The 18,479-nt window shown below is 47.7% G+C and carries 18 protein-coding genes and 1 tRNA gene; 9 read left to right on the top strand and 10 right to left on the bottom strand.

Annotated elements, in window-relative coordinates:
* The first annotated feature begins 9 nt into the window (after positions 1-9).
* The 4 genes from ICL55_RS28595 (at position 10) to ICL55_RS28610 (ending at position 4,021) form a co-directional block, all read left to right on the top strand.
* The gene (locus tag ICL55_RS28595; protein WP_188104091.1) at positions 10-1,275 is read left to right on the top strand and encodes an FAD-dependent oxidoreductase; all 1,266 of its coding nucleotides are present in this window, start codon (positions 10-12) and stop codon (positions 1,273-1,275) included.
* A 390-nt stretch (positions 1,276-1,665) separates the two neighbouring features.
* Positions 1,666-3,165, top strand: coding sequence for a hypothetical protein (locus tag ICL55_RS28600; RefSeq protein WP_188104094.1), 1,500 nt, complete (start codon positions 1,666-1,668; stop codon positions 3,163-3,165).
* Positions 3,166-3,314: 149 nt separating this feature from the next.
* Complete coding sequence (locus tag ICL55_RS28605) at positions 3,315-3,707, top strand: nuclear transport factor 2 family protein (RefSeq protein WP_188104096.1); 393 nt, start codon at positions 3,315-3,317, stop codon at positions 3,705-3,707.
* 44 nt (positions 3,708-3,751) lie between these two features.
* The gene (locus tag ICL55_RS28610) at positions 3,752-4,021 is read left to right on the top strand and encodes a hypothetical protein (RefSeq protein WP_188104098.1); all 270 of its coding nucleotides are present in this window, start codon (positions 3,752-3,754) and stop codon (positions 4,019-4,021) included.
* 163 nt (positions 4,022-4,184) lie between these two features.
* Here ICL55_RS28610 and ICL55_RS28615 read toward each other — a convergent pair whose 3' ends face one another.
* From ICL55_RS28615 to ICL55_RS28635, 5 genes are all read right to left on the bottom strand, one after another.
* Positions 4,185-5,081, bottom strand: a complete 897-nt coding sequence (locus ICL55_RS28615) for an aromatic alcohol reductase (RefSeq protein ID WP_188104100.1) — start codon at positions 5,079-5,081, stop codon at positions 4,185-4,187.
* Between the two features lie 87 nt (positions 5,082-5,168).
* Positions 5,169-6,062 (bottom strand): helix-turn-helix domain-containing protein, encoded by an 894-nt coding sequence (locus ICL55_RS28620; protein ID WP_188104102.1) that lies wholly within the window; start codon positions 6,060-6,062, stop codon positions 5,169-5,171.
* Positions 6,063-6,266: 204 nt separating this feature from the next.
* Positions 6,267-6,860 carry an RICIN domain-containing protein gene (locus ICL55_RS28625; protein WP_188104104.1) on the bottom strand — a complete coding sequence of 198 codons (594 nt, stop codon included), beginning with the start codon at positions 6,858-6,860 and terminating at the stop codon, positions 6,267-6,269.
* 47 nt (positions 6,861-6,907) lie between these two features.
* On the bottom strand, positions 6,908-7,528 hold the full coding sequence (locus ICL55_RS28630; protein ID WP_188104106.1) for an RICIN domain-containing protein: 621 nt from the start codon (positions 7,526-7,528) through the stop codon (positions 6,908-6,910).
* A gap of 425 nt (positions 7,529-7,953) precedes the next feature.
* Positions 7,954-8,037, bottom strand: a tRNA-Leu gene (locus ICL55_RS28635).
* 134 nt (positions 8,038-8,171) lie between these two features.
* Here ICL55_RS28635 and ICL55_RS28640 point away from each other — a divergent pair.
* The 3 genes from ICL55_RS28640 to ICL55_RS28650 all read left to right on the top strand — a co-directional run bounded on the left by ICL55_RS28640 (position 8,172) and on the right by ICL55_RS28650 (position 11,656).
* Complete coding sequence (locus ICL55_RS28640; protein WP_188104108.1) at positions 8,172-8,717, top strand: TetR/AcrR family transcriptional regulator; 546 nt, start codon at positions 8,172-8,174, stop codon at positions 8,715-8,717.
* Positions 8,718-8,728: 11 nt separating this feature from the next.
* Entirely contained in the window at positions 8,729-9,970 is a 1,242-nt protein-coding gene (gene fabF, locus ICL55_RS28645; RefSeq protein WP_188104111.1) for a beta-ketoacyl-ACP synthase II, read from the top strand.
* Positions 9,971-10,033: 63 nt separating this feature from the next.
* The gene (locus ICL55_RS28650) at positions 10,034-11,656 is read left to right on the top strand and encodes a beta-N-acetylhexosaminidase (RefSeq protein WP_188104113.1); all 1,623 of its coding nucleotides are present in this window, start codon (positions 10,034-10,036) and stop codon (positions 11,654-11,656) included.
* Positions 11,657-11,658: 2 nt separating this feature from the next.
* Here the strand turns inward: ICL55_RS28650 and ICL55_RS28655 are convergent, their stop codons facing one another.
* From ICL55_RS28655 to ICL55_RS28665, 3 genes are all read right to left on the bottom strand, one after another.
* Positions 11,659-12,279, bottom strand: coding sequence for a LysE family translocator (locus ICL55_RS28655; protein WP_188104115.1), 621 nt, complete (start codon positions 12,277-12,279; stop codon positions 11,659-11,661).
* 101 nt (positions 12,280-12,380) lie between these two features.
* On the bottom strand, positions 12,381-12,827 hold the full coding sequence (locus ICL55_RS28660; protein ID WP_188104125.1) for an SgcJ/EcaC family oxidoreductase: 447 nt from the start codon (positions 12,825-12,827) through the stop codon (positions 12,381-12,383).
* 115 nt (positions 12,828-12,942) lie between these two features.
* The gene (locus tag ICL55_RS28665) at positions 12,943-13,764 is read right to left on the bottom strand and encodes a DUF3108 domain-containing protein (RefSeq protein WP_188104127.1); all 822 of its coding nucleotides are present in this window, start codon (positions 13,762-13,764) and stop codon (positions 12,943-12,945) included.
* Positions 13,765-14,001: 237 nt separating this feature from the next.
* On the opposite strand from ICL55_RS28665, the gene ICL55_RS28670 reads away from it, so the two are divergent.
* Both ICL55_RS28670 and ICL55_RS28675 read left to right on the top strand, forming a co-directional pair.
* The gene (locus tag ICL55_RS28670) at positions 14,002-15,024 is read left to right on the top strand and encodes a sensor histidine kinase (protein ID WP_188104129.1); all 1,023 of its coding nucleotides are present in this window, start codon (positions 14,002-14,004) and stop codon (positions 15,022-15,024) included.
* Complete coding sequence (locus tag ICL55_RS28675) at positions 15,021-15,731, top strand: LytR/AlgR family response regulator transcription factor (RefSeq protein ID WP_188104131.1); 711 nt, start codon at positions 15,021-15,023, stop codon at positions 15,729-15,731. Before ICL55_RS28670 ends, ICL55_RS28675 begins: the two co-directional genes overlap by 4 nt.
* On the opposite strand, the gene ICL55_RS28680 is transcribed toward ICL55_RS28675, so the two are convergent.
* Both ICL55_RS28680 and ICL55_RS28685 read right to left on the bottom strand, forming a co-directional pair.
* Positions 15,726-16,676, bottom strand: a complete 951-nt coding sequence (locus ICL55_RS28680) for a bifunctional helix-turn-helix transcriptional regulator/GNAT family N-acetyltransferase (protein ID WP_188104133.1) — start codon at positions 16,674-16,676, stop codon at positions 15,726-15,728. The two genes, ICL55_RS28675 and ICL55_RS28680, sit on opposite strands and share 6 nt — an antisense overlap.
* Before the next feature lie 88 nt (positions 16,677-16,764).
* Positions 16,765-18,354, bottom strand: coding sequence for a serine hydrolase domain-containing protein (locus tag ICL55_RS28685; protein WP_188104135.1), 1,590 nt, complete (start codon positions 18,352-18,354; stop codon positions 16,765-16,767).
* Positions 18,355-18,479 lie beyond the last annotated feature (125 nt).

Genomic DNA, 18,479 nt, shown 5'->3' on the forward strand with positions numbered 1-18,479 from the left:
TTTGCTGTTATGAAAATAAATAATAAAAAGATCGCTATCGTGGGCGGAGGCCCCGGTGGCCTCACCTTAGCAAGACTCTTGCAGTTAAAAGGCATACAGGTGAAAGTATACGAACGCGATGTAAATAAGGATGTGAGGTTACAGGGTGGCGCGCTGGACCTGCATACCGAATCCGGTTTGGCGGCGCTCACCAAAGCCGGCCTGATGGATGAATTTAAAGCACATTATCGGCCGGCAGCGGGACTGATGCGGGTGGTGGATGATCAGCTGCATATACATTTTGATGAACATCCGGAAGGCAAAAAGGATACATTTGGCGATAGTAATCATCGGCCGGAGATTGACCGGGGACCGCTCAGACAGTTGCTGTTGAATTCGTTGGAACCTGGTACCGTTGTCTGGGACAGCCACATCCTGTCGATTGAGAAAACACAGGGTGTCTGGAAACTGGTTTTTCAAAATGGAAATACCGCTACGGCAGATTTGATCATCGGCGCAGATGGCGCCAATTCTAAGATCAGGCCTTTTGTGACAACTATCAAACCTTACTGGACGGGTATTACCATGCTGGAAGGAGCATTGAAAGACGGCGCTAAAACGGCTCCTGTTATCCATGAATTGCTAAAGGGCGGGAAGTTGTTTGGTTATGGGAAAGAAAAAACACTGATCGTTAGCTCGAAAGAGGACGGTAGTTTAGGATTTGCCGCCAGTTTCAAATCCGGTGAGCACTGGGCAAAAGAAAGCGGTATTGATTTTAAAGATCATCAGCAGGTGCTGGCGTGGTTCAAAAAAGAATTCTCCGGATGGAGTCCTGTTTGGTGGGAACTCTTCGAAAGTCCGGACACTATTTTCATTCCACGGCCACAATATTGCATGCCGCTGGACCAGCAATGGGAGGCAAACGCTGATATCACCTTACTGGGAGATGCGGCCCACTGGATGCCACCTTTTGCAGGAGAGGGCGTGAATATGGCCATGCTGGATGCGCTGCAACTCAGCGAGGCGCTTACCAATCCCGTATTGAACGACACCCGGCAGGCAATTGCCAGCTATGAAAAGCAGCTGTTTGCCCGGTTTGCTAAGATAGGTCAGGCCACTTTGTTCAATACGGAATGGATGCATCAGCCCAATGCTTTGCAGGATATGTTGGCCATGTTCAGCAAAAACAAATTTAAGCAGGGTTTATTTATCATCCGGTATGTCATCAAAACCAGCATTATCCCGGCTGTTAGGAGAGTCTTCAGGCTACCACCTTCTCAGGAAGCCTTTAGTTAAAAACAGTCCTTCCGCTTGGCGCCCCGGCCTCTTTTAAGTATGCTAGCGCGGTTTTCTTTGTCAACGTAGTGCTGAAAATATTTTTTTTCGGTTCCATATTTTTATATACCTTAAGTTGTCGTTCAGATAAATAGAAAGGAATGCTATCTATATTAAAGACACAATAGTTGGGCCCTCATTGTTACTGTACATTCATCTCCTCAAAATAACCGATAACCGCTTACCCATCAGATATCTTCTGACGCAATCATTTTATGTAATGTGAAATAATCCATTTGTTGCCGTTGTAATGCTCCGGTGAGCAGAGCGGAGAACGCTTGTGCTGTCTATCCGTATGCAGCAGCTATGGCAACGAATCGGATCAACCCTTCTCACCCTCAATGAATGACCATGAAAAAATATGTTTTCCTAATGGCGGTATTGTTTGCAGGTGCTGCGAGCATATTGTTGATGCGAAGAAAGCCGGCCGCGGCGGAAGATGCCAAGGTTATCAGTCAGGTATTTCCCATCACCATCTCTTCCGAAGTGCCTCACGATGTTTCCGGCGCAGCCACGCCACAAAATCTCTGTGCCTTTGCCTGGGATGAGTTTTTTGCGCTGAACTGGAAAGCTGATTATGAACAATTCGGTACAAGGGGAACGGCGGATAAGAGGTGGCGGTATGAAACCGATAAGAACCCGTATCCCTCGCTGTTCGTTTGGGAAACCTACAAGCACAGAACGGAACTAAGGCCGGCGACCAATGTGATGAACAAATTCGATAGTGTGCCCTACTACAGTTATTACAATTGGACGCAGCCACTCAGAGGTACCGACACCACGGTATTTAACAACCTGGATGAAAACAATGAAATAGGCTCCTGTGTTGTGTTTGGGCAATCTATTATCAGCGACAGGCAATATCAGGTGTTGTATCAGGCAAAGGTGAATCGTGATGAGTATAACTATATCCGCACAAATTTTAGTACCAAAGAAAAGCTCTACCAGGGTAATATCAATAATAAAGACAGTATTCATGCGGATTCGGCTTATTTTAAAGGCTCCACTTCTACCTGCGAAAGCGATACTTTCTCCGCAATAGGAAAAGGGGCAGGAAGGGTGATTTGCCTGCCCTGTGGAAATAATCAGCGGGCCACTGAAGGCGCTATTGAAGTGAAGACAGCCTGGCGCAGACTTAGACCCAATGAAGACAGTACCAGGTATGTTATGCGTACGGTGCTTACCTACGAGACGGTCAATGGCGCGCTCAGGGCCGTTAATCGACGTTATGCACTGATTGGTATACACATTATCCATAAAACCGTCACCTTCCCGAATTTTGTGTTCGCTACTTTCGAGCAGGTGGATGTACAAAACAGCCTGGCCGGCAGGGGACACATTACCGACATGGGCTATATAAGACTGGACCGCGACGGGAATCCGACGGGCCCTTTCGTCAGGAACTATCCCCGCTATCACCCTATACCACTGATCGTGCAGAACTCCACGACTGCGGCGCACAATTTAATACTGCAGAGAAACCCCAAATCAATATGGCAATATTACCGGCTGGTGGGCGTGCAGGCCGCCACCACCAATGATTCTACCAGCTTTAGCTATTTCCTGGCCAATTATGTGATAGAATCGGATGACACGCTGGCCAAATTCAGAGGCAGTTCTATAGACCATCCTCTGGATAATAAGGTAAATGTCATTTATGGCGGCAAAGGCTATGTGATGGGTGGGTGCCAGGGGTGTCATGGCGCATCTCAGGTAAGACTAGGAACGGACTGCTCTTTCCTGCTGGATACGGTAGATAAACCGGTGCATCATCCGGATACAGGCATTACCAGTTCCAGGTTGCAGCGATATTTACATGCATTCCGGCATGTCCGGGAGGCGCAAAAATAAATAACGGATAATTCTATATTGTATGCTAAGAACTTCGTGAGACGTTGGCAAAAAGTCGAAAGAGGAAGCAGATGGCGGCTAATGGTAACTGATTGTCGTGTATTGGTAAGGCCTGTTCCTGAGCAATCCGGATCTTTGCATAAAAAAGAATGGAAACTATAGTGAGCAGCTTTTTCGATGCAATGGCCAAAAGAAATCTCGATGAAATTCTACCTTTATTTGCAGATCATGTAGACTGGTACATCCCCGGAAATGAGACGCTGGCACCATGGCTGGGAAGGCGTTCCACCAAAGCAGATGTGACCGCGTTTTATACCATGTTATGGCAGCATACCACGCCTATATCAGGGGAAATCTTCCATTCCATGACGCAGGGGAACGTGACCTTAACCTCCGGCCGGTTTAGGGTGAAAATGCTGCAGACGGACCGGATATACGAATCTTTGTTTTTTACAGAGATCACTGTGGAGAATAACCTGATCACAAAATATCGTTTGCTGGAAGAAGGGTATGGGTTGGTGGTAGCGCTGGAGGAGCGTTAGGAATACTGGTACACATATTGGGGCCGTTATGCTAAAAGGCAGTCATGACAGCAAAGACAGACATCACCGTATACATCGATAATAAGCCCTACCGTTTTCATATTACAGTAGATGAAGAAAGTGAATCGACCACTTATAAGGTAGACCCCGATGTGGATACTGGTAGCCAGGACCAGGCATTTATTCCTTCACACCTGGAGTTTAATGCTGATGGCGTGGTCACGCTCAAAGAAAGGCTGAAAACGGTTGAGCAGGAGCAGATTGCTCGTTTGATATGGCAAGAGATTTTGGATAAGATGAATCCAGGGGGCTAAGTATAACACATAGATTTCAGGAATCGATTAAAATATTTCCTGTTTCGACTGGCGCAGAATAAAAACGCGGGGGCCTAATATTTATATCAGGCTCAGACGCAGGTATAAAATCGGCAGGTTACCAACCTGCCGATCATGCGTAGTCTAATGAATGGCATTACTACTATTTCAGTAGGTTTTCTTTGGCCCATTGCTCAATGCCTGTTGTTGAAATTCCTTTTTGAGCATTGAATGTACCTGACATGGGCCAGGTGACACCCGGGTGAGTGAACACCAGCCGATAACGGTTGAAAATATTTTCAGGTTCTTGTTGCAGATTTTCTTTTAATTCAGGAATGCTCCAGCGCACACGGTGAAATTTAGTACGATACAATTTTTCCATTTTATCCGCTATTTCCTCAAATGTGACGGTATCTCCGGCTACAAAAATAACCTGGTCCAATAACTCCGGTGTTTGAAACAGGATAGCCGTAGTCAGTGCTCCAATATCTTCACAAGACGTAAGCGTGAGAGAATGTTGCCAGTCGCCCAAGGCATGGATGACCTTATTTTGCAGGCTGATCACCCCGAAATCTTCCCGGAATATAAAACTGGTGATCATGCCGGTTGATATAATAATCCAGTGTGTTTTATTTTGAGAACGTAGTAACTGACGAACATCCAATTGTTCATCAAATACAGGTTGTGCACTCCCTTTTCCTATTTTATCATAATCGACTCCAAATTGCCAGGGAATATACCTTCTTACGCCTGCTTCCAGCACCGCTTCGGTAATTTTTACCTGCATACCTGCGCCTATTGAAAATCCGCTGCAACAAATTACGGTGTCATATTTTCTGAATATAGAAGCCAGGTCCGCTTTGCTGTCTTTTACTAAATCAGCCGCTTCAATGGTAACGTTTTTATAATTTTCATGTTGACTTACTTCGTCCATTCCAATCCTTGATCGTTGTATCAAAACTCCCATTGTAAAAGAATGAGTTTGCTGGTAAGTCAGTAAACTATTCAGCATTGCCTGGCCCAGTTCGCCGGTTCCGATAACTAAAAATGATTTTTCCATTTTGTATTAATTTAAGACGAAGGCAAAGCTAGGCGGAATGCACTTTTACAGGGGTGCAAAATAGCGTTGAAAAGGTGCAAAAAAAAGTTACTTGCCTCTATAGGTTAACGGTGTCATTCCGGTATTTTTCTTATAGAAATTGAGAAAGTGAGAGGTCTCCTGAAAGCTGAGGCACCAGGCAATTTCTTTCATGGAGTAAGCGGAATGTCGTAACATAATATTGGCCTCTGATATGATTCGCTCGTGAATGAGCTCCTGTGTTGTTTTGCCAATACTACCCTTCAGATTTATATTTAGTTTGTCAACCGTTATATTTAATAATCCGGCAAAATAGGAAGGTGATTTTCCCTGTAGCGGCATGGATGGGTTTATTTCAGAAAATTCATCATCCAATAGCGTTAAGAAGCGTTCACTGATGCTGTCTGAAGGTGTATTGCCGGAACCTATGTTCGTCCCTGTTTTTTGGACGTAATGGATGATATCAAAAATCCTGTTTAAAATTAATTGCTCTTTGAAAGGATAAAGCGAATGGCATTCATTTTTTATTTCATTGACTATTTTATGAATGTCCTCGTATTGGTTATCGTTTAGCTTTTTTACATGTATATTATTTCCTTTAAAAACCGGCCAGTTATGATAAGATAAACGGTTCGTTCCCTTTAGAAAACGCTCGGTAAAAACACAGTATTCACCATCAAATTCAGGGTCAGCAGTTGAAAAGCTACATCTGGTCGCGGGGGACATAAAGAGTATATTCCTGCCGTCCACCTGGAATGTATGATCATGGGAACTATAGGTTGCTTTCCCGGTAATAAGGGCGATTTTATAAAGCGGTTTTCGCTGTAGTTTTTTACAGGACTCAGGATCTTTTTGCAGGTCCTGCCATTGTAAGACATTAAAATGCCCCAGAAAGTCGCTGGCTTCCAGCGTTCTGTTATTAACATACTTGTCATAAAATTCCTGTAGAGCTGTGCTTGACATGGTTATTCAAAGTTACATATTTACAGGTAACCGGATGAAAGGAATAATCTGAAACAGGATTAGTCCGCTAAGCCACGTAGGAGAATAAAAGCCGTTGGGGGAGTCAGAAAGGCCTAAAAACAAGAAAAGATTGGAGAAATCTCCGACCTTTTCTTGTTTGTGTGGTGTACGGGTGCACATTGGGGGATGTGTGCCTGTAAGACATTATTGCAGTTTATCAAAATACCATTTATCATTCGAGCCCCCTGAAGGCGGCCATTGGATTAATTCTGCGCCATCCCAGCCAGCATCTCCGGAAACATTGATGACTTTTCCGCTTGCACGGTTGACCAGATAATAGCGCCCTGCTCCCACATGATTTATCCACCATTGTTGATGTAACGAGCCATTCCATGTGTACTGTACAATTCTGGCGCCGTCAGCGAGAGATGCGCCTTCAACTGATACCACCTTTCCGCTCCCCACGTTTGTGATTTTATAATTACCATCTCCCAGGTGGGTGACCTGCCACTTTTGCGCACCGCCACCGTCCCATTGTGATTGCTGAATAACTGCTCCTTCTGCCTGTGAGCTGCCTCGCACGTCCATAGGTTTTCCGGTGCTGGTCACACTAATGCGGTATATGCCATCTGCAATGGGAGCATCTACTCCGGTCAGCGAGGATTTCCCAGTAGCGGTTTCGCCAGCAGTGGGCTTGTCCTCCAATATGGATTCCAGATTTTCCCGCTGACAGGAAATCAAAAGTATGTGAGCAAATGCATAAGCGAAATATAAAGAGAGCTTGTTGCGTATTTTCATTCCCGGATATTTTTAATGTTTATACTGTAATTTGTAAGAATGTTCGGTTAGTCTGCCAATCTGGTTATCTCCCAAATGTTATTGTTGTTATAAGTGCCTGGCCACTGGATTAAAGGCGCTCCGTCCCAGCCTGCATCACCTTCTACATTAATCACTTTACCACTCAGCCGGTTACGGATAAAATAATGTGTATTTACGATAAAGGGGGATTCCGTTGCCAGTATAAATTCCCATTGCTGGTTCAGATCATCAGTATAAGGATACTGTAATATTCTCGCGCCATCGTTTAATGGCGCATCACCAACTGTTACCGCTTTACCGCTATGCAGCGCAGTAATTTTATAGTAACCGTTGGTCAATTTGGTGGCCCGCCAGCGTTGTGCATTGCCCCCATCCCAGGCCGACTGTTGTATTTGAGCGCCATCCAGCGTTGAACTACCTCTCACATCCATCGCCCTTGTGCTACTTTTCGATATAATTTTGTAAACCCCATCACCGGTAAAACTACCGACGACGGTGGTCTTCGCAGTAACCGGTACGTCGCTGTCTGACTGTTTGGTTTGTTCGGACCGTGGATAATCTGATATCGCTGCGTCTTTTTGACATGCCGCAGTCATTAGTAAAGAGATGAACAATGCCGGAGCATAAAACTGGTTTCGTAACTTCATAATGTATGTTATTTTGAGTAATAAAACAGGGTAAGTCTGCCTCTCCCCTAATCGACAGCTGCCAAAAGAGCAATTGTATCCATGCGGCTTTTCTACCGGCAAAACCAATAGGTGACTACTTAAAAATCCTGTAAGCGAGATTGACTTACCAGAAAGGCAAATGATACTAAGGGTCTATAGTTATTTTGGAATCCGGGTTACTACAATACGTACGATGTTTTTTTAGGCGTGTTGATTAGTTTGGTAAAGAGGTAAGCAAATCAACAGAAATTATGTTTAGTGAACAAATCTTTTTGCAACTCGATATTTTTATCAATGGACTGTTGTAATGAGTAAAGAGAAGCGATAAAAGACCGTTTAAAACGACACTTGACTAAATCAAAAAAGGCTTGTAAGCATCAACTTACAAGCCTTTTCTTTTTACGTGCCCAGAACTGGATTCGAACCAGCACACCCTTGCAGGCGCTGCGACCTGAACACAGTGCGTCTACCAATTTCGCCATCTGGGCAACTGATATTGTGATCAGGGGTTGCAAAGGTAAGCATTGATTTCAATTCACCAAATTTTTTTTAAAATATTTGCTTACTTACTGGTAAGTAAGTATTTTGCAGGCGCATTTAAGGCAGGATTGATATGACGGTCATGAAAGATAAAATAGTGTCGCTGGCGGATAAACTGATCCGCATAAAAGGATTCAATGCCTTCAGTTATAAAGACATTGCGGATCCGCTGGCGGTAAAAAATGCAGCGGTGCATTATCACTTCCCATCGAAGGCCGACCTGGGCATTGCGGTGGTGAAGGAAGAGATGGACCGCTTTCAGCACAACGTGCAGCGGTGGCAGGAGCTGCCGGAAGACGAACAGCTCGCCCATTTGTTCGACGTATTCCGCAGACATTGTTATGCGGGCAACGTTTGCCTCATGGGATCGCTGGCGCCTGATTACGAAACACTGACACCGCCTATGCAGGATAAAATCAACGACATGGCGGAAGCGATCGTGGAATGGGTGACGGCCGTACTGGAAAATGGCCGCAACAACAAACGCTTCCACTTCAAAGGCTCAGCGGGCGACAGGGCCCTGCTGGTCATCTCCAATCTTCAATCTTCCCTGCTGCTGGCCAGGGTCATGGGCCCTGAAACATTTGACAGGATCAGCCGGCAACTACTGGAAGACTTACGTTCATAAAATCACATACTATGAGAAGAGTTGTTATCACCGGTATGGGGGCAGTCACTCCTTTGGGAAACAATGTGGCCTCCTTCTGGAACAACCTGGTAGCCGGCACCAGCGGTGCTGCCACCATTACCCGCTTCGATGCCTCCCGCTTCCGGACAAAATTTGCCTGTGAACTGAAAGGCTATGACCCCGCTGCGGCGCTGGACAAGGCGGAAATACGCAAGACCGACCCCTTCACACAATATGCCCTCTCCGCCGCGGCGGAAGCCATCAGTGACGCGGGCATCGATTTCTCCGCCATGGACCCTTTTGATACCGGCGTGATCTGGGGCTCCGGCCAGGGCGGCATGCAGACGTTCGAGGAACAGGTGACGGAATATGTAACCGGCGATTACAACCCGCGCTTCAGTCCCTACTTTGTGCCGCGCCTGATCACCAATATGGCTTCGGGCATGATCTCCATCAAATACGGTCTGATGGGCATCAACTACACCACGGTTTCTGCCTGCGCTACTTCTAATACGGCCATCATGGACGCGCTCAACTATATCCGCCTCGGCAAAGCTAAAGTGATGATCACCGGCGGCTCTGAAGCGCCTATCACGCCGGCATCTGTAGGCGGTTTCTGTGCCATGAAAGCGATGTCTGTCAGAAATGATGACCCTGCGGCGGCTTCGCGGCCTTTTGATATGGACCGCGACGGCTTCGTGATGGGCGAAGGTGCAGCTGCGTTGGTGCTGGAAGAATACGAACATGCTAAGGCCCGTGGCGCCCATATCTACGCGGAAGTAGCCGGTGCCGCCATGACGGCGGACGCCTATCATATGACTGCCACGCACCCGGAAGGCCTTGGCGCCTTCCAGGCCATGAAAAGCGCGTTGCAGGAAGCAGAACTGAACCCGGAGCAGGTAGACTATCTCAATGCGCACGCTACTTCCACGCCGGTGGGCGACCTCAGCGAAATAGCGGCGATTACGCGGCTGTTTGGCGCTACGCCTCACCATCTGCATATCAGCGCTACCAAATCCATGACAGGGCACCTGCTGGGCGCGGCAGGGGCTATTGAAGCCATCGCCTGCATCAAAAGCATCACCGACAGCGTGATACCACCTACCATCAACACCACCACGCTGGACCCTGCCATCCCGGCGGGACTGCAGATTGTATTAAAAACAGCGGTGGAAAAAGATGTGAAAGTAGCTGTCAGCAACACTTTCGGCTTCGGCGGCCACAATGGTATCGTGGTGTTCAGAAAAATATAGGTAAAACTGTATCTTGTGCGTTGATCATTTCCAAACTATCAACCTGAAATTATCAACCGAACAATGAAGCCAGTTTTTTTATGTATGCTCATGTGGGTCTGTTGCCAGCAGTTAACTGCGCAACAGGCCTGCCCTGTTATTCCGCTGCCGGCACAGTCTTCCCGGGCCAACGGTGATATGATACTCAACGATGAAGTGGTGATCGCGCTCAGAGGCCACGATGAAGACCACGGCATGTACCGGCTGGACGATTATCTCCGCAAGGAACTGAGACGCCGGTTTAATATCAGGGATGCGGAGAAAAGCAAATCGGGCAGGGCGACGATGATCACCCTGGAACGCAGCAAAACAGGGGATAACCCCAATGGTTATACGCTTCGGATGAACAAGGCCGACGCTGTCATCTCCGCAGGGAGTCCGGAAGGTATTTTTAACGGTATCAACACGTTACTGCAACTGGTGGAAATGACCGCTCCTACCGGCACTATCCGGCAGGTGCCCCGCTGGAACATCACAGATGCGCCCCGTTACGCCTGGCGCGGCTTTATGCTCGATGAATCCCGCTTTTTCTTTGGTAAGGAGAAAGTGAAATCTATCCTCGACTGGATGGCTTTCTATAAACTGAACCGCTTTCACTGGCACCTGACAGACGCGCCAGGCTGGCGGCTGGAAATAAAAAAATACCCGCTGCTCACGACTGTTGGCGGCATCGGCAATCATACCGACCCTAAAGCTCCGGCTGCTTTCTATACCCAGGAGGATATCCGCGAAATCGTGGTGTATGCAAAGGAACGTTTCATCGAGGTGATCCCGGAAATAGATATGCCAGGCCATGCCAGCGCGGCCAACAGGGCCTATCCTGCCTTCGACGGCGGCGGTACGGAGAAATACCCCTCTTTTACTTTTAATCCCGGCAAAGAAGGTACTTATCAATACCTGGCGGATATCCTGAAAGAAACAAAGAGCCTCTTTCTTTCCGGCATGATCCACCTCGGCGGTGATGAGGTGTCTTTCGGCAACAAGGCATGGGACACCGATACCGGCGTGATCAGCCTGATGAAAGCCAAAGGTTTTGTCAATCGCAAACAGGTGGAAGATTATTTCTTTCAGCGTATGGCCGATACCGTATTCAGCCTGCGCAACAAGGTAATGGCCTGGGATGAAATTGCCACGGCCAGCCTGCCGGCCAACAAAACCATCGTATGCTGGTGGCGCCAGGAAAAACCAGAGAACCTGAAAATGGCGCTGGACAAAGGCTACGACGTAGTGATTTGCCCACGCCTGCCTTTTTATTTCGACTTTGTACAGGACAGCACGCATAAAATAGGCCGCAGGTGGAAAGTAGGGGAGTACAATAACCTGAGAACGGTGTATGATTTTTCAGTAGCCTCACTTCCCGCGGTACACGGACACGAAAAGCAGGTGCTCGGCGTACAGGCATGCCTGTGGTCAGAGACCATCTCCAATCCAAAACGACTAGATTTCCTGCTGTTCCCCCGCATCACAGCGTTTGCAGAAGCTGCCTGGACGCAGCCGGCCACCAGGAATTTTGATCAATACCTCGAACGACTGAAGCCGCAGATGGCGCTGTTTGAAAAGGCCCACCTTTATTACTACGACTACTTTGCGCCGTCACGCCATGTGGAGACAGGCAAACCAACGGACCAGAAAAATTTTATCGATTAAGGCTATTTGCCTTTGTCCAGCGCCATTTTCAGTGCCAGTCCCGCGAAGACGCTGCCCATCACCCATCTCTGGGCGCGTACCCAGCTGGGATTGGTGCTGAACCAGCGCGTTACCCGCGCAGCGGAAAAGATGATCAGGCTGTTGACCGTGAAGCTGATCATCAGCTGAATAAACCCGAGCGTAAGGCTCTGCGTAAGTACAGGACCGTATTCCGGTTTGATGAACTGGGGAAAAAGTGACAGGTAAAATACCGCGATTTTGGGATTCAGGATGCTGGTAAACAACCCCATGCTAAACAAACGAAGGGGCGTATCGTTTTTGAGTTGACCGGTATGCTCAAATACTGCCCGCCCACCGGGCTTTAACGCCTGCCATGCCATATACAGCAGATACATCACACCAATGGCCTTCAGAGTAGTATAAGCGTAAGGGATGGCCATCAGGATGCTGGTGAGGCCAAAAGAAACCAGCGTGATATGGAACAGTAATCCGGCAGCAACACCCAGTAACGAAATCATGGCGGCTTTTCTGCCCTGTGTTACCGAGCGGGTAACGAGGTAAATCATGTTCGGGCCCGGCGTGAGCACCATTATCAAAGCGGCGAAGGCAAAAAGTAACAGCATGGCACAAAGAATTTACTGACTCTCCTGATATGCGAAAGACCTGTAAAAGTAGTGTTTTGTCCGAACAAATCCAGTTACTTCATCTTCGCATACCGGGAGCTTCAGTTCTTCTTTATCGACATCAGACGTTGCATTAGCCAGCCTGGCTTCTTAATCCGGCAATTATGAAAGGCGGCCATCTGCCATTGGTCTTCATTGTTTTTGATCCACAGGGTGGTGTTGATGGACTGGCGGCTTTGCGGTGCTTTTTTCTGCCAGCGGAAGCGGATAGCGCCCCGGGCAATCACCACTGCCGTACGGTCGTTCAGGAACCGCATCTGGTCGATCTCACCTTCCAGTTTGGCGCCGCGGAACATAAAATTGCTCATCAGCTGTTCGTGGGAAGTGATGTATTCTTCCCGTCCCTTCAGGTGCATGCCGTTGAAAGTAATGTAGTCGCAGTCTTCCGTAAGATGGGTGGCGGCGCCTCTGAAATCCAGCGTTTCAAACGACCGGTAAATTTCATCATTGACCTGTCGGATAGCTTTCATTTCATTTACTTTGTTCATAGTACCTGTTTTTGATGATACAAAACTAGGTAAGCCGATGGCGCGGGAACAGGCTTTTTCAGTTGAAGGCATCGCCCCTTCGGTGAAAGCAGGATTTTTATCGGTAAACGGAAAGCTATTGTTTTTTAGCCGTCACCTGACGTACGATTTCCGGTAAATTAGGGGTCAGGCCGGGCAATTTTATCTTGTAACGGAACAGGCCATTATAGCTGTCAGCTTCTTTTAGCAGCTCATGCCCGGTTTTGCTGATCCAGAAAGATTGCTCATAGGGCCAGCCTTGCGGAGTGGTGCCGCCGGTATGGAGTATCCAGCAGTCCACCTGCCGATTGTCCAGCGTGGTCAGTGTTTCACTGCCGGTAACGGTGTATTTTACATAGGCCGGCGGATCGAGGCCTGCATCATAAAACAGGATGTAGAATGTTTTGCCGGCGGCCAGTGGCAACATTTCAAATGTTTCAATATCCAGGTGCCAGTTGTAATTTGGACTGTTGAAGTCAAGCGTGTAGCCGGCGGCTTTGTTATCAGCTACAGAATCGGCGCCTTTAATGCCGGTAGCTGACCAGTTATAGGCTTTTTTTCCGGTGGCAGCAACTTCGGAGTGGTACAACGGAGAGAAGTCTTTTTCACTATTGATGGAATAGAAGCTTCTGAAGTAGTTGCTGTCCGTGTTGTACCAACTTTGTTTAACTTCAATCACTGGTTGATGATCGTGCTGGCGCTTACTAATTTCACGCATCCAGAGCGAGAAGGAGAGCATTTTAGGTTTGTCGGGAAACTGAAAGTATACAAGATACTGCCGTAGCCCGGGCTGCAGCCAGCGGGTATTCAGGGCATGATGCCGGGGGCTGATCGTGTCTGCCTGTGCAGACGCCTGTTGCAGGGCAAACAGCAGGATAAACAGCAGCCATAAAGAACGGCGGGAGGAGAACATTGTCATAACAGGATGTACATTTGTTGATATAACAAATGTTGATCATCCGCGTAAGCGGATCAACTTAATTCAATCATCACCTGGATAAATTCAACTGATGGCCTACATCTGCAGTATGATCTGATTGATTAAAAAAGAAGGGGTAATGGTTGAGCAAAACAGGGCAACCATTGAAATAAACGGGTAACAGACCAGCTGTTCTGGTACCTTTGAACAACAGTTGTTTAACCTTTATTTTCAGCCATGGGAATTTTAAAAGCAATGCCGGCCACGGTACGGCTGCAATGGGGCTTATGGATATTGCTCCTCCTGCTGCTGTTTTTTACGTTGCTGCCGGAAGACGGCATCATGCAGTCGGGCGCCTATGCCTTGCTGAACACCGCTTTTTATGCGCTGGTGGTATATGGCAATATCAGTTTTTTGTATCCCCGGTTGTTTTTGAAAAACAGAAAGCTGCTGTATGTCATCCTGGCGCTGGTGGGCCTGCTGGCAGTGGGGGTGTTCCGGACTTACAGCATGATGTGGCTGTACAATACTTTTTTTAACATGAAGCCGGACCCTGCACCGGTAACTACCCAGATTATTGTACGTAATCTATCCGGTTTGCTGACAATCTTTCTGCTGAGCTTCATTCTACGGATTTTTATTGCCTATTTTGTGTTGAAACGTAAGGCAGAAGAAATGCAGCAGCAACATACACAAACAGAGCTGGAGTTGCTGAAGTCGCAGGTACAGCCGCATTTCCTGTTTAATACGCTGAATAACATTTATTATGAAGCCTTTAGGGAAGCGCCTCATACTGCTTCACTGATAGAAAGGTTGTCAGAGATCATGCGGTATTTTGTGGATGAAAGTCCGAAGGACAAAGTCAATTTATCTACTGAAATTAATTTCCTGGAAAACTATATAGCGTTGGAAAAAATACGCATCCGGCATGAAATTGGCTTAACATTCATCAAAGACATAGATGATGACCATTGTATACCGCCTATGCTGTTGATGACTTTTGTAGAGAATATTTTCAAGCATGGTATCGATAAGACCAGTACACAGAATCAGATAGCTATTACCTTGTTGTGCCGAAACAATCACCTCATTTTCAATACCCGTAATGAATTGCCCGGACACCCGGTAACCGCCGGTCAGCGGGGATCAGGGATAGACAACCTGCGAAAACGCCTGGTGTTGTTGTATGGGGATAAATTTGAACTAAAGATTGACAGATCAGATAACCATTTTAACGCCTCCTTAACCGTTCCCTTATGAGTTTGAATTGCCTGATCGTGGATGATGAGCCCAATGCCGTGAAACTGCTGGAATTACATATCCGGCAGACGACCAACTGGCATATAGTGGGCGTATGTTACAATGCGCTGGAAGCGCTGGAGTGTTTAAAGCATCACAAAGCAGATGTGGTGTTCCTGGATATCAATATGCCACGCCTCAACGGTATGGAGCTGGCTGGTTTGTTGCCCAGCCATGTCAAAATAGTGTTTACCACCGCCTATTCTGAATATGCTGCGGCCAGCTATAATTTTCAGACACTGGACTATCTGCTGAAACCTATTACGCTGACGCGTTTCCTGGCGGCCCGTCAGAAGGTGGAAGCTGCCTTCCGCCTCTCCGCACCGGCGGATAAAGCGGAAGAGCAGGACCAGCAGGATTACTTCTTCGTGAAGTCAGGTAAAACGTTGCAGCGTATCCGGCTGCAGGACCTGCTGTATTTTGAAGGAGAAAAAGAATATGTGCGGGTAGTCACCAGCAAAGAAGAAGTATTGGTGTACAAACGGCTCAAAGAGATTGCCGAGCAGCTCGGTCCGCCCTTTATCCGTGTACATAATTCCTATATCGTTAATACCAGCCAGATAGAGCGGATACTGGATAATCATATTCATATCGCTGATAAGCGTATTCCGCTAAGCGAAAAGTTCCGTCCTGATTTTATGGCGTTGATACAACAACGTTTCCTATAAGCTCAGTTCCATCTGGATATTGGCGCGTTCGTACGGCGATTTTCTGGCGGCCACTTTCTGAAAGCCCATCTTGTGATACAGGCTGATGGCAGGTTTTAGTATCGTGTTGCTTTCGAGGTATAGTTTGGAAGCACCCAGTTCACGCGCTTTTTCAATGCATGCTTTGCCCAGTAACCAGCCAATGCTTTTGCCTTGTGCACGGGGAGACACGGCCATTTTAGCCAGTTCAAAATCATAGTCAGGATCTTTCATGGGAATCAATGCACAAACACCCACCGGTTCATCGTTGTAAAGTGCCACGAAAATATGACCGCCTTTTTTAAGGATATGTCCTTCCGGGTCGTCCAGGGCTTTGTAGTCAGAAGCCTCCATTTTAAAGTATTTGGAAATCCATTCTTCGTTGAGGTCATGAAATGCCTGCTGGTATGCCGGTTGATAAGGCACTACTTTCACCTGGCTGCTCTCGCGTAATTTTTGCTGCTCCTGTACCCGGCGCAACAGTGATTTCTGTTCCAGCAGAAATTCCCATTCTTCCATGGCTTTCCAGAGGTCATGTTTTGTCTGGGCCGACAGTTCCTCGATGGCATTGTTCACGTCGATATATTGCGCCGCAATTTTTTCATTGACCTCCATGCCTTTGGCAGAAAGGCCTGCCACCGTTTTGCGCCCGTCTGTTTTGTCTTTTTTCTCTTTGATGAATCCCTTTTGCACCATTTCCCGCACGATCTTACTCACCGATACATGGGAATGCCCTATCTCCCGGGCGATCTCCGTGATCGTTTTGTTTTCCCCGCGCGACAATGCGTAAAACACCGGGAACCATTTAGGCTGCATGTCGATGCCGTACATGCCGTATACTTGGGCCGCATCTTCCGTTATTTTATCGGTCAGCAGCCGTAACCTGCTGCCAATGGCCATTTTACCGATGGTATCGAAAAAGCTCATTTTACATTCAGTTGTTTGTTATCTGGTTTCGTAACCAGTTACGTAAATGTAGCATCGAATTTTGAATTGACCAAAAAAATGTGGGAGCTTACCGGAGCAACGCGGGCAACAGATATTGCTGCAGGATGGTATTTATCTGCGGATGGGCATAGGGGAGGTTATAGGCCTCCGCGGTGATCACGATCACCAGCGGCGTATTACGGAACACCAGGATATAGTTGCCACCATTGCCGGAGCAGTAGTAAGCTTCATAGTCTCTGCCATTGACACGGAAAGTTTTGTTCCAGAACAGGTAGCCATAATATTCGTTTTGCCGGCCGGGGATGGTCCTGTGCCGGGTAAAGGATTGTTGCACCCAGTAAGCGGGCAGCAACTGTTTGCCTTCCCAGCGGCCCTGCTGCTGGTAAAGCAGTCCGAATTTGGCAAAGTCGAGCGTGTTCATACGGATACCACCCGCCGTGCTGACAACGCCCTGCGGCGTATACTGCCACTGATAATGCGTGATACCCAAAGGTCGGAAGAGCTGCCGGTCTGCATATTGTTCCAGTCCACCCGGCACGCGTTGATGTAATATATCGCCCAGCACCACTACGCCTGCGGTGAAATAATGCCATTCCCCTGGTTGGCGGCTATGCTTGAAAGGAAGGTCCAGCGCAAACTTCACCCAGTTGTCGGTCGGGTACATGTTTTCTTCGTTGCCGGGCGACTGATCGTCATTGTCATCGCCATCGAAGCGGCTGCTCATAGTGAGCAGCGCCTTCAGCGGGGTCTTTGCTTTATCGGCCGAATAGTTGTTGAATGAAGAAAGGTTATAAAAGTCTGACAGTGGCTGGTCTGCACTTTTCAGATAGCCGTCGCGCAGGGCCATGCCAGTGAGGGCGCTGGCAAAGGACTTCCCGACAGAACGTACATCATGTGTAGAATCCCGGCCGGAACCGTTGAAATACGCTTCGATGATCAGTTGACCGTTGCTGACTACCGCCATACTGGTGATTTTCTGAAACACGCCTGCTTCAATATTTCCTTTCAACAGTTTGACCATATTACGGTCAAAGTCGCCATGGGAAACAGGCAGGCCGTTATAAGGCGCGGGTGTGTTTAACGGGACCTTCGTTGTGTCAATGGCCGGTTTCCTGTTGACGATCAGTGGCAGCTCGCCGCTGGCCATCAAAGCGCCGGTTTTTATGCCCTTCACCGGATCATTGACATAGGGTCTTATTTCCATGCGCAACAAATGCGGGCCTTCCGTGAGGGCGCTGTCGCCGCCATTGTTCATAAACCGCATCCAGTAATATTCGCTCCACATGGCGAATGCCCCTTGGTGGTGGATCAATGGTTTGCTGAGAATGGTATCATGAATTTTCGATTGGGCAGAAGGGGCGCCGGGGTTGAGATTGCTCTGGTAACACAGGCGTTTGTCTACGTATAGGCTGAACTGATAGTTGCCTTGCTGAAGTAACGTTTCCTGTTTAGTTTCAGGCATCAGTGCCTGCAGATAACGTACCAGCGGGCTGTCGAGGCTGACCGTGAAAAACAGGTCGCTTTTGGGCGTCAGGGTGTAAGGTGTGGTGATGGCCGTTGCCGGAGCTGCCTGACTGGTGAAGATGATCTTCCCGGGTGTTTGGGAAAGAGCCGGGAAATAAGTGATCAGGGATAAAACGAACAGGAAGTATCGCATAGATGCAATTTTAAGTTGAAGCTTATCCGGATACGATGAGACAGCTAAAATAAGAGATGTTCAGCGTATGGGAAAGTAATTGCAGCGATTAATCTATGATGATAAGTTAGCGATTACCGGTGCGT

Origin of the sequence: Chitinophaga varians, from assembly GCF_014529945.1 — a bacterium.
In the GTDB taxonomy this organism is placed as follows: Bacteria; Bacteroidota; Bacteroidia; order Chitinophagales; family Chitinophagaceae; genus Chitinophaga; species Chitinophaga varians.